We start from the raw sequence: 15,970 nt of genomic DNA on the forward strand, positions 1-15,970 counted from the left end.
AAGTTAAACCATACGGTACGCCCTCTACCGCTATTCAATCCCATATTTGCGAGAAAAATTACTTCTGTGTTTCCAAATTATAAGAAAGATTGCTAGAATAACCGCGCAATATGTACCGAAATTTCCTGACCAACCGAAAGAGGCTATATAAAGACTAAATCCCCCAAGCATCGCAACCGTTAAGCTTCGTACAAATAAGTAAAGCACTAACGTTCCTAGAATCATCCACATAAATAACAAGGGCTCTAAGGCAATACCAGCACCAATAAATGTAGCCACACCTTTACCACCATGAAACTTTAGCCAAAATGGATATAAGTGACCCAAAATGACAAAAAGCATCCCGACTGCTAAAATCCACTCGTCATAATTCAACAATTGACCAAACAGAATTATTAATGCGCCTTTAAAGGCATCCCCTAAAAATGTACATACAAATGCCGATCGTCCAAGGACACGCCCAGCATTTGTTGCCCCTAGATTTTTACTATGCTGCTTTCGCAAGTCCACTTTATTCCATTTTCCAATCATATATGCCGTCATAAAATTTCCTGCTAAATAGCACACTAGCCAATAAATAATAGTCGATTCACCCAAGCTACGACCTCCAATTGATAGAGCAATGGTTTGGATTCGTTATGATAGCTTTAATGCTGAATAAGGACAAAAAGTAATGTGGCAATTATAAAATATCCTAAAAACCTTTCCTTTCCCTTAAACTTCTTTTCTATTAGAAGATACAATATTAGAACTATAAAACACGCTGTAATCAAATTTAATATCAATCAAATCCCCCCATTTCCATTTTACCATAATTAACCAATGTGAGGGTTGATACGTTGGATTCAATTTTAATAAGGGACGGTATTTTTGGGTAAAAGTTCCATTTTATACAGACATGATTTTATAATAGAAAATAGTTGAATGTAGTTGTCCATCAGCAGACTTTGCGTAAAGAGGAATTTTCCCAGCCTCCAAATAGTCCATTGAAGTATAAAGAAGATTAGATGGATCTCCTTCTCTAGTATCAAGAACTATTAAAGTCCTGCCTTGCTTTCTTGCGAATTCTTCTGCTTTTTCCATCAGGGCACGACCTATGCCATTACGTCGAAACTCAGGATGGGTCATTAATTTTGCAATTTCGGCTCGATGACTCCCATTTTGCTTCGTACTTAAATGCAATTGAATACTACCAACAATTTGATTATTGATTTTAGCGATAAATAAAAGCACCTCAGAGCTTAAAAGATTTTCCCAGTAAGCTCTTGCATCCGAAGCTTGCAATGGCGGTAAAAAGCCAACAGATGCCCCTTCCTCCACTACCTGAACGAGAAGCTCTGACAGCTCATCTATATGATTATCGACAGAATTTATTTGTTCAATTACAACGATTTTCTTCATATGAAAGTCACCTCAATTATTATTTTAATAATTCATTCGACAAAAAAGAGCATTAATCCTTCATTAGATTAATACTCCCCGTGCCCTGTTACACATATATTCTTTAACTTATTTTTTCTACCATTCATTATAGACCATCACAGCCTTTTTGCCTTAATGTTTCATCAATCCACCGTCTATCAATTGATCCGTCCTCTATGGATTGTAAAACTATCTTTTCTTGCTCTTGTTGCTGTTGTGCTAATTTAATAATTTGTTCGGCATTTTGTGACGGTATAGCTACTAGCCCATCTTCATCCCCAACTATGATATCTCCCGGATTAATGACCATCCCGTCAATTGAAACAGGAACGTTAATTTCTCCTGGTCCATCTTTATACGGGCCAAGATGAGTTACACCTCTTGCATAAACTGGAAACGTTCCTTTGCTAACGGTACCAGAGTCTCTTATAGCCCCATCGATTACAAAGCCAGCAATACCATTTTTTCTGGCAATGCTTACCATGATTTCACCTATAATTGCATTCGTTAAATCTCCACTAGCCTCAACTACAATTACATCTCCTGGTTTAGCTATATCTATCGCCTTATGTACCATTAAATTATCACCTACTCGCGTTTTAACTGTAAATGCACATCCGATAAGCTTCCCCTCTTTATGGTAAGGGCGTAAGTTATGCCCTATAGCATGCAATCGATTCATAGAATCACTAAGTAATGAAGTTGCAAGTGGTCTAAACCTTTCAATTAGCTCTTCGTTTAACGTATTCTCATTTTGTATAATTCTAAAACCAATATTGTTCAAATAGTCATCCCTTCTGCATTAAGCTTTAGTCTCAATGAATGTGTATGTTGATCTGTTTACTTTTTAGCACTTTACTCAACTAAAAAGAAGCTTATCTCAAAGCTTTTTAAAAATTCCTATTACTATGTTCTAAATAACAATTTACAAATATATAATGCATTACAACACGATAAAGGACTCTATGTATATTTTATTACCATAATAATTCTCTTCCAATTAGTACGCTTTTATTTGTCTTAATAATTAATTTTAATAAGGATGGTGCTTGTATGAAATTTGTTTCTTTTCAATCGGTAGATGGTATTAGATTAGGTATTGTAACAGAAAATGGGATTGTTGATGTACGAACAGTTGCTGAAAAAAACAGCATTAATGCACCTATTACAATAGAGGAAGTTATTGCAGCAGGTGATGATGGATTATATCAACTTCAGCAAGTGCTCTCCTTAGCAGAAGATGTTATAGAGGAAGCAACGATTACATACGCTCCTGCTATACATTGCCCTGGAAAAATTATATGTTCTGGAGCAAATTATCGTGCGCATGTTGCTGAAGCAAATTTGAATATTCCTGAGTTTCCTATATATTTTCCTAAGTATCAAAGCAGTTTAGCTGCTCACAACGAAGACATTGTTCCCCCTTCTATAACAGAACAGGTTGATTACGAAGTGGAATTGGTCGCTGTCATTGGGAAGCAAGCAAAAAATATTTCTCAAGAAGATGCACTTGATTATGTTTTTGGCTATACGGTTGGAAATGATTTATCAGCTCGAGAGCTACAATTCCGCGGTCCTCAGTGGATGTTTGGTAAAGCAATTGATAAATTCGCACCTATTGGACCATATCTTATAACTGCCGATGAGATTGCAGATCCTCAAGACCTTGATTTAAAATGCTGGGTTAATGGAGAGTTGCGACAAAGTTCAAACACGCAGCATATGATTTTCCCAATCGCAGAGATGATTAGTGATTTATCGAAGATTATGACATTAGAACCTGGTGATGTTCTCTTTACCGGTACTCCTGAGGGTGTCATCTTAGGTCGAGAAGAAAAAATTTGGTTGAAAGCAGGTGATGAAATCGTTTGTGAGGTTGAAGGAATAGGAAGTTTAGTTAATCGCCTCGCATAATGTTTTAGTCTACCTTTAGATACACAAATTTCACTATGAAGAACTTAATCAAAGATCATTCGTGTTAACTTGTATCCACACCACTTCACTTTATCAGTACCTTCATTCACGAATGATCTTCTTTTCTCAACAAAACGTAAACGCTTACAAAAATAATTTGTTTTGCATTTTAAGCTTGGAAATTTATTGAGGAGGTCTAAAATGGAAGGTACTATTTTCTCCCTAATTCCCCCAATTGTTACCATTGCCCTTATTATTATCACGAAACGGTTATTTTTATCTTTAGGTGTAGGAATTGTATTAGGTGCACTTCTTTATAATCAATGGCATATATTTGACAGTGTTTCAAATATTTTTAACATTGGTGTAGAAGTATTAGTCGGTGATGGCAAGATTTTAATTTTTGTTCTTCTAATAGGAATCCTTTCTTCTCTATTATATCTTTCAGGTGGGATAAATGCATTCTCGCAATGGGGAACAAAAGTAGCAAAGACAAGGGCCCAATCTCAAATGGCAACTATATTCCTTGGATTTTTTACATGGTTTGATGATGCGTTTAGCTGTCTATTCCGTGGAACTGTTATGCGCTCAGTCACTGATAAATACAACGTTTCGCATTCAAAATTATCTTATTTAATTCACTCTTCATCTGCTCCAGTAGCCCTTCTAATACCTGTTTCAGCTCTCTCCGCATTCATTATATCGATTATTGATGGTGTATTAAAATCTAATAACATCGCAGAATATCAAGCTCTTGAGGCGTTTTTACTTGCTATTCCTTCAAACTTTTATACAATCACGACGATTGTTTTAGTAATCATCGTTGCTTATACAGGCATAAATCTAGGGCAAATGCAGCGTGATGAGAAGCGTGCTATTGAAAAAAATATATTATTTGATACAAAGCATGGAAAAATACCTGGAGCTGACGAATCAAAGCTTCCTTCAAGAAACGATGGAAAAATGATGGACCTTCTTTTACCAGTATTAGCTTTAATATTAGTAACTATTATTACTGCTGTAACAATTGGCAGTGCTGGTGAAGGTTCAAATTCACCGATCGAGCTACTTAAAAATACCGATATTATTACTTCCCTTTTATATGGAGGAATCTGTGCAAATATTATTATCTTAGTAAGACTAATTATAAAGAAGACGTCTGCAGGACACCTTTCATCCACAATCTTTTCTGGAATTAAAACGACTTTACCGAGTGTAACGATTCTATTCTTAGCACTTGTTACCGCACAAATTATCTCCTCATTAGGAGTTGGCCAATATTTAGCTTCTTTGATTCAAGGGAATATGTCGATCGCTTGGTTGCCTGTTATTTTCTTTGTATTTGCTGCATTTATCTCTTACTCCATTGGAAGTACCCTAGGAACAGCAGGAATTATGATACCAATTGGGGCTGAAATTGTTGCTACGATTGATATCACATTTTTAATCGCGATAATTGGAGCAGTTTTAGCTGGAACAGTGTTTGGAGAGCACAGTTCTCCATTATCAGATACAACCATTCTTGCATCTATTGGTAGTTCGGTACACCCAATTGATCATATGATGACACAATTACCATACGCTGTTCTTTCTAGTATAGCCTCGATTATTGGCTTCCTAGTTCTTGGATTTACTAATAGCATTTTAATAGGGCTTGGAGTTTCATTGGTCGCAGTCGTTATCGGAATTTTCTTCTTGAAAAGTAGGCAAGCGAAATTAAAATCTACCTGAATCGGGTTCATTGTAAAGCATTAGAAGTACGTGTTGCCAAGTTTAATACTTCATCTTACAAAATAGATTAAAAAAAACCGTAGTACTCTGTATTTTTTGCAGTACTGCGGTTTTTATTTTATCTCTATTTTTTATACTTTTAGCAATACTTTCCCTTCGTAATTACGACTTTCTATTAATCTGTGTGCATCTGCTGCTTCGCTTAAATTAAATACTTGTGCAATTGGCAGGGTGATCTGCTTAGTATCAAAAAGTGGAATGACTTTCTCTGCTACTGGCGCTAATCGCTCCGGATCCTGTTTTCTTGTTGTACCTAGACTAAATCCTTTAATATTTCTACAGCTACTATGGACATCATTTGTTGTAAAAGTTCCAGCTTTACCACTACTATTTCCGAATTGTAACAGTGTTCCATACAATGCTAAGCAATCTAGACTTTTTGTAGTTACATCCCCTGCAACTGAATCAAAAATCAGGTTTGCACCTTTGTTTTCTGTTTCTCTTAAAACTTCCCCTGCAAATGTATCATATGAATATACAGAATCCGCTCCTAATTTCTTCACATAATCTATTTTTTCTAAACTGCCAACAGTGCCTATTATTTTTTCAACGCCAAATAATTTAGCTAATTGTATAAGCATTGATCCCACCCCACCAGCAGCACTATGGATTACAATAGTGTCTGTTGTTTTTACTTGTCCTAGCTCATGTAAAAGCATATAAGATAAGATTGAAACAACTGGCATAGCTGCAGCTTGTTCGAATGATAGACTGTCAGGAATTTTAAAAATTAAACTTTCATTTGCCACAACAGATTCTGCATAAGAACCAGCTTTAGGAAAGGCAATCACACGATCCCCCTTAGAGAAAGGAGAATTGGCACTAGCTTCTTCAATAGTACCTGCAGCATCTAAGCCAAGCATTAAAGGAAAATTTCCTTCATTTTTATTTCCAATGCGAGCTTTAATATCCGCATAGTTCACACTTGTATAGGCAACTTTAATCAAACATTCTCCCTCTTTGATTTTAGGTACTTGAACATCTGTATATCTAAGTACGCTTGTATCACCAAATTCGTACTGAACGATTGCCTTCATTTTAAAATTCCCCCTTCACCATTATCTAAATTTTACCATTTAAAGGAATCATAATTAAACCTTTTATAAATTTATGTAAGAACATAAGATTTTCTAATACTTTTGGTTATATGCATATCTATTATTTTCATTTAACTTCAATCAATTGTCTGATTTATTTATAAAGAAAAAACAGTAAAATACATATTAGAGGTGAAAAAATGGAAATTTTCAATCTTAGCGATTTAATAAATTCAGAAATAAAATTCAGTAAAATATGGGAGAGTTCGTGCCAAAATCATCGTATTTTATATTTTCAAATAGATAGTGATTTTGTAGATATACCTGCACACTTTCATCCTAATGGTGAAGACAGTGCTATTGTTCTACAGGGAGAATTGACTTATGATGTAAATTTTGAAGAGCAGATTACTGCATTTGAAAACGAATTTGTTTTCGGTTGGACAAATTATGTACATGGTTATCATAATAAATCTTCAAATCCTTTACATATATTAATATTCGCAACACCTGAGAACAATTGGAGCGTTTATGATAAAGATAAGTTACCAGAAGTTGAATTTAATGAAACACGAAAAACAATTTTTACACACTCCATAATAGAAATAGAATCAAGACGAATGATTTTTTCTTCCAAGAAAATAGATACATATCAAGATAATATGTTTATTTTTAATCGGGAGAAAAAAGAATTAAGAAAAATTAAGAGTAATAATCCCCACCCAATTACGCCTGAATGCATGTATATTCAATTTAAATAAAAGTCTATTTCAAATAGCTTACTCTGGAGTAGCGCTCATCATCCACGACAGTTAATTCCCAAAATTTACTAGACGAAATTTAAAATTTTAATATCTACCGAATCAATTATCCCAATATCTTCTTTCAAATCCCAAAGTCTAATTTCAGAGATTTCTTTGTTATGTTTAAATGGTTGGATTTCATTAACTTTTCTAAAATACACAGGATTATATTTAACTTCCCCACTCACTGTATTTCTCGATTTTAACAAACCCTTAAACTCCATATCAGGTACTGCTTGGCCAGTTTCCTCGTACAGCTCACGGATTGCGCATTCCTTTGGCGTTTCTTGTCCTTCACGGCTTCCAGCAGGTAATTCCCACTGTTTCCGCCAAATGTTATAGCCCATCAGGTACCTCCCGTTGTGCTCTACAATTGCAAATGAACCAGCAATTGGATGATAGTTAAAAATCTCTTTTTCTGCTATATGTATGAACTCTAGAAACTCAAAGCCATTATTTTTTAGTCTATGCAAACCACTACCTCCTAGATAATAATTGCCCGAGAAACATACTAGCTTCTCGGGTTAATAGTAGTTTTCTAGTTTTTATTAATTTCACGTTCATTTAACGGTTGAACTGGCCGACTATTGTGTGGAATGATTTCTTGAAAAGCTTCTATTTGCTTTTTTGACATTTCGATCGGTTGCTCCAATAGTACCCACCTTACCTTTTCAGTACATGGAGGGGTAGTTAATGAGCCCTCGTAATAAAATAATGCTGGTTCTTTCGGAAGTAAATCCTGTAAGTTAACATTTTCGTTCATCAAACTAGAATCAGTTGTCTTTTCTTTTGGTAATCCAGCCCACAATGAGCTTAAGCTTTCATTTTCAACACCTTCTTGAATCATCACCCCTAGAACAGCTAGCTCTTCTTTGTCGTTTTGGTGGACAAGATGTAACTCTAGTGGAAATTGTTGACCATTAAATTGGTGTTCGCTCGGCGTATGAAAGTGGAACTGTACAAGTCGATAATCTGTTCCGTCCAGAGTAATCTTATTCGTTTCAGATGAATTGTCCACTTGTATCGTATGTCCATTATTAACTACCGAAAAGCTCGTTTGTTCATATTGAATACCAAGGGTTGCATTCATGTCTTTTGTTGCGACATTGGAAAATTCTATATTGATAGGTGATTGCTCACTCCCATTTACACAAGAAGCATATGTTTGATCCAGCTCTCCCCAGGATTCAGGACCTGTATCTCCCGTATAAGACCAATTAGTAGCTTGCAGATCATGCCCCTCTTCCTGACTTTCAATTTCAATCACAGGTTCAACAGTTTTTGTTGCTTCTGGAGAACAGGCAACCAATGCTGTAGTAAAAAGCACAGCGGATAATAACTGAAGCTTTAGTTTCATAGTAAATTTATTCTCCTTTCCATTTAGTAGACAATAGATTACTAAAAAATGAAAAGTTATCAAATTAATAGCTACCATAAATTCGGCTCATCCTGTAATTTCGTTATTATCTCCCACTGATTGGCTTTTAACTAAATCCTTCTGTACTAAACTATCTAATTCTATTAGAGTATGTTTTTTACCTTCAAGCATTAGGATAGAAATAGTTATCTTTTGGACGTTTACTGTTCTCTATAAAAGCATTTAGTAAGAAAAAGGTTAGTTTTAGATTTGGATTACTTCCTTTCCTTTCGTACCACAAAAAAATGCCCCAAACTCATATAACATGGTTTGAGGCATTTTGACTTGGTTCTAAATTCTTTCTAACTCTTTGCTTACATAATCGTATAAAGCTACAAAAGAGATATATTCTCGACTAAAGTACATTTGGGTGGACCCATTACTAAAACGTTAACCACTCCCCAGTCATCAAAAATACAATACAATAAATATCTGCTGGCACCCGCACTAAGATTGGAGCCACTGGATTTACTTTTAGCAAGAGCCATATGATTGTGCTTTTTAAACTTTTGCTTACCTCTTTTTCAGCTTCAATACTTCCTTGAATCATTCCTGAAGTACTTTCATTTTCTAGCTTTATATGACTTAAACTAGCGTTATTATAATCGGCCTCCAAAAATGAATATTGAGGATTTAAAATCGTCAAGTTTACACTCCCTCGTATCCTTTATGAACTATTCACACGATAAAGCTGGAAGCAATGGGAAATACAATTGGTTTATTATATTCATAGAAATTTGTCGACATGACATACTTCTTGTAAACCAAGTCAAAAGTACAAGCTTCCTTTTATAGAGATACAATCTTAACGGGCTTCCACCTTGGAAATAAGTACTCTCTAAAGGAGGAAGGCTTGTCCCATTGACTTCATATTCATTTTTCAATAATCGCCTATGCTAGTTAGTCTCTATTATTTTAATAAGCTTAAAAAGCTAGAGAATGCAGTTACTAGTTCTTTATAGTATTCAATTATTTTGTTCTTTAAAGTTGTAGCTTCTTCTTCTGTTTCAGCTTCATTTTGATCAGCTTGTTCTGCTTCAGTATCTAAACCTTCGTTTTCAGTTTCTGATGCCACAGGTTCTACTGATTCTTCTGACTCCACAGGTTCTAACACAGTATTTTCCACTGTTTCTAGATCTTCCTCTGGTACTTCTACATCTGAAGGCTCATTTTCAGTCGTTTCAACAACTGGCGTTACAGAATCAACTTCAGTTGGCAATTCTGTATCTGAATTATCTACAGAACTATCTTGAGATGAAGCCTCATCTAAAGCAGTTGTCTCCGGTGTTACAGGAGCCGATGTTTCTGTTATTTCTAATGCTGTTGTTTCAGGTGTTTCTAGGGCTGTTGTTTCCGCTGTTGCTTGGTCAGATTCAGCACCATCAGTAGATTCAGCAGAAACCTCATCGATTGAATCCATATTTACAGATTCTTCACCTGGTAAATCGTAATCTGATTCAGTTAGGTATTGTTCAATTAAAGTCTGATAAAACCCTGTAAGACTTTGATAACCTGCGCTGATAAATTGATAGCTTTCATCTACCCATGTATCTTCTTCAAGAGTTTGCTCTTCATCAGATAGATTTGTATCTTCAGCTGCTGGTGTTTCTTCTGTTGTTGGTGTTTCTACTTCTTCTACCTCTTCTTCAGCTACTTCAGTTTCTTCCGTTGCTGGCGTCTCTTCAGTCGCTGGTGCTTCTACTTCTTCTACTACCTCTTCTTCAGGTACTTCTGTTTCTTCTGTTGCTGGCGTCTCTTCAGTCGCTGGTACTTCTACTTCTTCTTCAGGTACTTCTGTTTCCTCCGGTGCCGGTACCTCTTCTGTCGTTGGTGCTTCTACTTCTTCTACTACCTCTTCTTCAGGTACTTCTGTTTCTTCCGGTGCTGGCACCTCTTCTGTTGTTGGTGCTTCTACTTCTTCTACCTCTTCTTCAGGTACTTCTGTTTCTTCTGTTGCTGGAGTCTCTTCAGTTGCTGGTGCTTCTACTTCTTCTTCTACTACCTCTTCTTCAGGTACTTCTGTTTCTTCCGTTGCTGGCACCTCTTCTGTTGCCGGTGCTTCTGGTTCCTCTACTACTTCTTCATCTACAACAGGTTCCTCTGTTACTGGTGTTTCTTCATCTGTTGATGGATTATCATTTTTATCGCCTTCTTGAGACCCATCAACATTTGTTTCATCTATATTATTAACCTCATCATGGATTGGATTATGAATTGGTATTAGTTTGTGTTTGTGTGAAGCTAAATCACGAACTAGTTTCCCTTTTTGAGGAGATCCTGGAATACTTTTCGATAATTCACTTACCTCCTTACCATGATGATGATGTTTTACATGTTCAATTACTTTCGGATTAACACCCTTCGAATCAAGCTCTGCTGCTGAAATAGGTGCACCAGCTACTAAAAAGGTTGCAGCTATCACAGATGTTGACATCACTAATGGTGCTACTTTTTTCGAAATTTGTTTATTAACTTTCTTAGTTTCCATCTCTTTTTTATTCATTACTTCATCTCTCCTAAGGTGTATTTTTTTCTACTGATAGGATGGATTTTTCATAAAGCTCCTCTTTTCTTACCTCCTTCTAGTTTGAGTAAAAACACTACTCAATTTTTCCGGCAGTACCATCTTCTGCCTGTCTAAAATATACACAAGTAATGTTACCGTTTTATGTTACTCAGTTTAAATATAATGTCGAAACCTTTTCGATTTATAGATTTTCGCAACAATCGAAATTTTTAATCTGAGGATAAAAATGCTGATTTTAAAATAATAAACACGTCCTCATCCTTATTCGTTTCGCTGTTTTTGCTATCCATCTATCTCGCTTCAATCGAGGGGAAAATGTCGAAATTAGTCGTTACAAATTGAACAACGACATTAAAAATTATTAAATCAGTATAAAGATTATTTAATAATTATTTATATTCAATCTTCTCTCTGAATTTTTATTACAAAATATTATTCAACTTATTTACTGGGGCATAATAAATTTCTCCATAAAGAAAGCTTCAATAACTTAATAATTAAGGAGTTGAAGCTTTTTCCGGCTCAAAATTATACATAAAAACTTTATGACAGCTCATTTGGCAGATAGGAGATTTATATAAAAAGGATGGGAAGCAAAGCTAGTGGTTAGGGCTAACCACGTTTTACAAAGGACAATCAGGGATATTTAGAAAGTATAGTTTCGAGCAATATTTACTGCGAAAATTTTACCGCTATCCATTTCAAATTAATAATTTTCAAAAATACGGAGGAAAACGATATGGAATTTTTCATCATCTTATTTGCGAAAATCATCGAGGTTTCATTAAGTACGGTGCGAACTGTTTTTATTGCAAAAGGTATGAAAGGCTATTCTTCTATAATTGCCTTCATCGAAGTTCTGATCTGGTTAAAGGTAGTCAGTGTTGTATTAATCGGACTTAGTGAAAATCCAGCAAGCATGGTCGCCTATGCAATCGGCTTTGCAATCGGGAACTATATTGGTATATGGCTTGAATCCAAATTAGCCATAGGACTCATTACCATTCAAGTCATAGTGGATGAAAGTGTCGGACAAGAATTGGCAGGCTACTTGCGAAGCAGCCATAACGTAGCCGTAACAGTTATGCATGGAGAAGGCAGAGATACAAACCGCAGCATCCTCATCCTTCACTTAAAACGTAAAATCAAAGATAAAGTGATTGATGACATAGAGAAAAAGGTTGAAAAAGCACTGATCACAGCATCTGATGTCAAAGCAATACATGGCGGGTATGGTTTGATTCGGAAGTGATGAGTTAAATGAATTACGTAGAGAGATGCTAGAGTTAGCGTCTCTTTTTATATTTTACAAATATTTCAAAACGAAAATAAACCTTAAGAGTCAGCTCTTGCTAGATTGCTAAGGCACTAGGTAGAATTGTTACTATAAGTACTAAAATTGGAAGCGAGGTTATTATGAAAAAGACATTAATCATATTTTTTATCATTGTAGGCGTTTTAGCAATTGGTGTAGGGGTTTACTATTTAAGTAAATATTTAAACGAACCATCTGAAGAAGAAATTCTTGACGCTCAAGAACAAATTGAAGAAGAGTTCAAAACTGCCGAAGTTGATATGCCTGAAGATGATAAACTTGATCTGAAAATAAGGTTCCCAGATGATTTAGCTGAAAGTAACATACAGGATATTATTCATGGCATGAGTCACCAAAAAGTAGCGGCTGAACAAAAATGGGGCGAATACCAAATCACACAAGAACGTGTTGAGCGTTTACTTGAAGTTGCTATATTAAACAAAGAAAAATACATTAGTGGAGATGCTTATGTGAGCATTTTAGAAAAATGGGTACAAGGCGATTTTTCAAATGCTGTTCTTGACCACAACTATATCTGGAGTTTACAAGGTGGAAACGTAGGCGAAGCAACAAGATTACTAACACCGGTTGAGGAAAAAGCATACATTGAATCTCACTTTAAAAAGTAATCTTCTAATGTAGTGAAAACAAGTAGAGAATTGTGATTTTTTTACACTAAAACGAATCCCCTACCGTTGCTTACATATAAATAAAACATAAGAGACCCCTTGATAAACAAGAGATCTCTTTTTCAATTGGTTTAACTTTCTTTCGAGTAGTATCCTTTTTAATTTGCTTAACTTTTTCAAGCAATTCTTCATCTATCACGTTCTTTTAAAAGACACTTAAATTGTAATGCTCAGAGATTTTCTGTAAAAAGTCCATTCCTTTGACGCTATTTCCGATCTCATCAATCATTGGACTGAACACACCGATTCCCATTCGTCCCTGTAAGTGTTCGATTTGACCATTTTGGACGGTACATAATACGCCTCCGGATACCCCGCTTTTCATCGGCATTCCGATCGTTGCCGCATATTTCCCGGATGCATTATATAGGCCGCATGTCATCATAAGTGCTTTTGTATAGCGGGCTGTTTTTCGGGTGATGAGACTTTTATTTTCCGTTAGCAGTAAACCGTCAGAGCAGATAAATAAGCCGAGTTTCGCCAAGTCTTCTGTCGTTAATTCAATCGAGCAAAGTTGCAGATACGTCTCTAACGCTTCCTCTACCGTACCCCGCAGATAATCGTTTGCTTTTAAATAGTTAGCAATTGCTCGGTTCCGATATGCCGTTTCCATCTCTGATTGGAACACTTCTTGATTCACCGAATGCTCCCTTGCTGTTACTTGGCTAATAAAATCAGTCACCGACTTCACTCTTGCTTCAACATTTTCCCCAGGTAACAATGAAGCGACAGTTATCGCTCCAGCATTAATCATCGGGTTAAAGGGTTTTCCTTTTTCAGCTACTTCCAGACGTACAATGGAGTTAAACGGATCGCCTGTAGGCTCAACATCAACTTTTTCAAGTACTTGATCAATTCCTAAATTATCCGCTGCTACTATAAAACTCATTACCTTAGATATACTTTGCAAGGTCAATACAACATTGAAATCTCCAAAAGTTAATACTTCCCCTTTTTCATCAATTATGTACACTGCAAATAAGTCTTTCGGCTGGTTTGCTAATGCCGGAATATAATCTGCTAAATGTCCCTTTTCTGGTGCACTCATTACTTCTTCAAAAATAGATTGTATCACTGTATTCACCTCTGTATTGACTTTCCTTTGTAATTGAATATGCGTGCTCTAAATTTTAGGATTCATGCATATTGCATTTTTGACTTTATTAAAAGACAGCTCTTCAATAAGTCTGGCTACCTTTATTGTTCAAACCTTACTAATGATATCATTCCCTACAATATACTACCTACATTCATAAAAGCAATTTGATATTTCTTTTTTAATGACAGCAACTTGCGCATACAAATAGAAAAGTGAAATCAACAACCAACTAACGTTCCCTTTTGATGAATAAAGAACAAAAATTCCCTTTTTAGAAATAAGAAAAAACCAGGTAATTAATACCTGGCTAATTGACTTATGCAACAATCTCCCACGATTATTGTATAAAGGATATTAAATTTTTATTAACTGAAACTATAAACAACAATTATACTGGTATTCAGGTTCATTTTTGTATAACCGCCGTTTTCTCAATAACAAACTTTCTTGCGGCTTGAAGTAAGACCAAATTATTACACCATAAACTACAAGCAATCAACCTATTAACGCTATCATTTTCACATTCGACACTTACGATTGAATTTCTTACGAGTTTTAGAATTCATCCAATTATTACCACACTGTCCTATTGGATGAAAAAAGCACACTCCCACTCAAGAATCGCGCCCTATAATGGAATAATGGTGTAGATTCTATTAGCTAGTTTAACTAGCAATTTATAAAATTACATAAACAAAGACTGTCCATATTCTTTTTTATTTCTTTTTAATCGGTATCCATATCTCACTATAATAATCCTCTGAAGAAGGGTCAGCATCACTAATGTATACCTCCATTTCTGGTCCACCAGCATGCTCATATCCAGTTGCTGGAAACCATTCAGAGAAGATCCTCTCCCATATCCTTGGCATTGCGTCGGGCATTGCTCCGTAGACCGGAAAAACTGCCCAGGTTGCAGAAGGAATCTGTCTTTCTTCCCAGTCAAATGGGATTTGTTCAATATTCTTTTCTGCACCGATTAAGTAGGTTAGATTTTCTTGTTGTTTGTCAAAATCCGTGCAAATTCCGATTAATCCAAGGGAGCCACAGTTTCTAGCAAGCTCTCCTGTGAATCCACTCTGGTTCGATTCATCCCAGAAAGCAGCTATCTTTCGGTTGTTCTCTCCGCCTATTGTGGTTGTACGAATACTTTTCCCTCCAACAGTAAATCCGTCTTTTTCCACGATCTTGTAATCCATTTCCACATCACCCTTTAACTGAATTTGAAAAGAGAGTTTAGGATAAGCCTTCAAGGATTGACTATTTTTCTTGGCTTCTGATGGACTGATACCATGAATTTTCCGAAATGCTTTTGTAAAAGATTCTGGACTTTCATATCCATACTTCATTGCAACGTCAATTACTTTAGACCTAGAATTCACCAGTTCCTGCGCGGCTAATGTAATACGGCGATTTCGGATATATTCACTTACGGTATATCCAGTTAGCATATTAAACATCCGTTGGAAGTGAAATTTAGACATGTAGGCGATTGCAGCAATATCTTCAATAAAAAGATCATTGTCTAAATTCCGTTCTATATACTCGATGCTATCTAGCATTCTTTGAAGAGCTTCCAGGTGAAACTCCCTCCTTTCAATAATCAGTCTATCAACAACGGTTTTGTCATTCCTGTTAATCCGTGCTCTATTAAAACAGGGTCATACTGCATTTCAAATATTATAGTCCCTTTAAATTCACAATTTTCATTTATTTTAACATAAATACCCTTTTATTTTGCTAAAACTTAATTAACATTCTCCCCCTATCCATGGTGAAAGACCCTCTCCTTATTCAAGGAAAGCGCAAGATTGTTGAATATTAAGATAGTGATCATTCCTATACTTTTAAAGCTAAACCCCTATTATTTCAAGATTGATTTTTTATTATATCATCGTAATAATCACTTGGATTTAAGATGTTATTATTAATAAAAGCCTTTCCACAATGATTGTA

General features: G+C 35.6%; 15 protein-coding genes. 5 read left to right on the forward strand and 10 right to left on the reverse strand.

What is annotated here, in order from left to right:
- Positions 1-30 precede the first annotated feature (30 nt).
- From BJ095_RS00775 to BJ095_RS00785, 3 genes are all read right to left on the reverse strand, one after another.
- Positions 31-597, reverse strand: coding sequence for a glycerol-3-phosphate acyltransferase (locus BJ095_RS00775; RefSeq protein ID WP_235867535.1), 567 nt, complete (start codon positions 595-597; stop codon positions 31-33).
- Positions 598-888: 291 nt separating this feature from the next.
- A complete protein-coding gene (locus tag BJ095_RS00780) occupies positions 889-1,401 on the reverse strand; it encodes a GNAT family N-acetyltransferase (protein ID WP_107934089.1) in 513 nt (170 codons plus the stop codon).
- A gap of 127 nt (positions 1,402-1,528) precedes the next feature.
- Entirely contained in the window at positions 1,529-2,206 is a 678-nt protein-coding gene (locus BJ095_RS00785; RefSeq protein WP_107934091.1) for an RraA family protein, read from the reverse strand.
- A 269-nt stretch (positions 2,207-2,475) separates the two neighbouring features.
- Here BJ095_RS00785 and BJ095_RS00790 point away from each other — a divergent pair, with 269 nt between their 5' ends.
- Together BJ095_RS00790 and BJ095_RS00795 are read left to right on the forward strand one after the other, a co-directional pair.
- A complete protein-coding gene (locus BJ095_RS00790; protein ID WP_107934093.1) occupies positions 2,476-3,336 on the forward strand; it encodes a fumarylacetoacetate hydrolase family protein in 861 nt (286 codons plus the stop codon).
- A 201-nt stretch (positions 3,337-3,537) separates the two neighbouring features.
- A complete protein-coding gene (locus BJ095_RS00795) occupies positions 3,538-5,067 on the forward strand; it encodes a Na+/H+ antiporter NhaC family protein (RefSeq protein ID WP_107934095.1) in 1,530 nt (509 codons plus the stop codon).
- A gap of 131 nt (positions 5,068-5,198) precedes the next feature.
- Here BJ095_RS00795 and BJ095_RS00800 read toward each other — a convergent pair whose 3' ends face one another.
- Positions 5,199-6,164 (reverse strand): quinone oxidoreductase family protein, encoded by a 966-nt coding sequence (locus BJ095_RS00800; protein WP_107934097.1) that lies wholly within the window; start codon positions 6,162-6,164, stop codon positions 5,199-5,201.
- Positions 6,165-6,364: 200 nt separating this feature from the next.
- Here BJ095_RS00800 and BJ095_RS00805 point away from each other — a divergent pair, with 200 nt between their 5' ends.
- The gene (locus BJ095_RS00805) at positions 6,365-6,925 is read left to right on the forward strand and encodes a cupin domain-containing protein (protein ID WP_107934099.1); all 561 of its coding nucleotides are present in this window, start codon (positions 6,365-6,367) and stop codon (positions 6,923-6,925) included.
- Between the two features lie 68 nt (positions 6,926-6,993).
- Here the strand turns inward: BJ095_RS00805 and BJ095_RS00810 are convergent, their stop codons facing one another.
- From BJ095_RS00810 to BJ095_RS18885, 4 genes are all read right to left on the reverse strand, one after another.
- Positions 6,994-7,440: an NUDIX hydrolase gene (locus BJ095_RS00810; RefSeq protein WP_107934101.1), complete on the reverse strand. Its 447-nt coding sequence runs from the start codon at positions 7,438-7,440 to the stop codon at positions 6,994-6,996.
- Positions 7,441-7,505: 65 nt separating this feature from the next.
- Complete coding sequence (locus tag BJ095_RS00815) at positions 7,506-8,324, reverse strand: carbonic anhydrase (protein WP_107934103.1); 819 nt, start codon at positions 8,322-8,324, stop codon at positions 7,506-7,508.
- A gap of 442 nt (positions 8,325-8,766) precedes the next feature.
- Positions 8,767-9,030 carry a hypothetical protein gene (locus BJ095_RS00820; RefSeq protein ID WP_107934105.1) on the reverse strand — a complete coding sequence of 88 codons (264 nt, stop codon included), beginning with the start codon at positions 9,028-9,030 and terminating at the stop codon, positions 8,767-8,769.
- Between the two features lie 264 nt (positions 9,031-9,294).
- Positions 9,295-10,887 (reverse strand): prolipoprotein diacylglyceryl transferase, encoded by a 1,593-nt coding sequence (locus tag BJ095_RS18885; protein WP_181417918.1) that lies wholly within the window; start codon positions 10,885-10,887, stop codon positions 9,295-9,297.
- Positions 10,888-11,650: 763 nt separating this feature from the next.
- On the opposite strand from BJ095_RS18885, the gene BJ095_RS00830 reads away from it, so the two are divergent.
- Together BJ095_RS00830 and BJ095_RS00835 are read left to right on the forward strand one after the other, a co-directional pair.
- On the forward strand, positions 11,651-12,163 hold the full coding sequence (locus BJ095_RS00830) for a DUF2179 domain-containing protein (RefSeq protein ID WP_107934107.1): 513 nt from the start codon (positions 11,651-11,653) through the stop codon (positions 12,161-12,163).
- A 164-nt stretch (positions 12,164-12,327) separates the two neighbouring features.
- Complete coding sequence (locus BJ095_RS00835) at positions 12,328-12,855, forward strand: DUF6241 domain-containing protein (protein WP_107934109.1); 528 nt, start codon at positions 12,328-12,330, stop codon at positions 12,853-12,855.
- A gap of 205 nt (positions 12,856-13,060) precedes the next feature.
- Here the strand turns inward: BJ095_RS00835 and glsA are convergent, their stop codons facing one another.
- Entirely contained in the window at positions 13,061-13,990 is a 930-nt protein-coding gene (gene glsA / locus BJ095_RS00840) for a glutaminase A (RefSeq protein ID WP_235867536.1), read from the reverse strand.
- Positions 13,991-14,730: 740 nt separating this feature from the next.
- Positions 14,731-15,576, reverse strand: a complete 846-nt coding sequence (locus BJ095_RS00845) for an AraC family transcriptional regulator (RefSeq protein ID WP_107934110.1) — start codon at positions 15,574-15,576, stop codon at positions 14,731-14,733.
- Between the last annotated feature and the right edge of the window lie 394 nt (positions 15,577-15,970).

This window comes from Ureibacillus chungkukjangi (assembly GCF_003217295.1).
Lineage (GTDB): Bacteria > Bacillota > Bacilli > Bacillales_A > Planococcaceae > Ureibacillus > Ureibacillus chungkukjangi.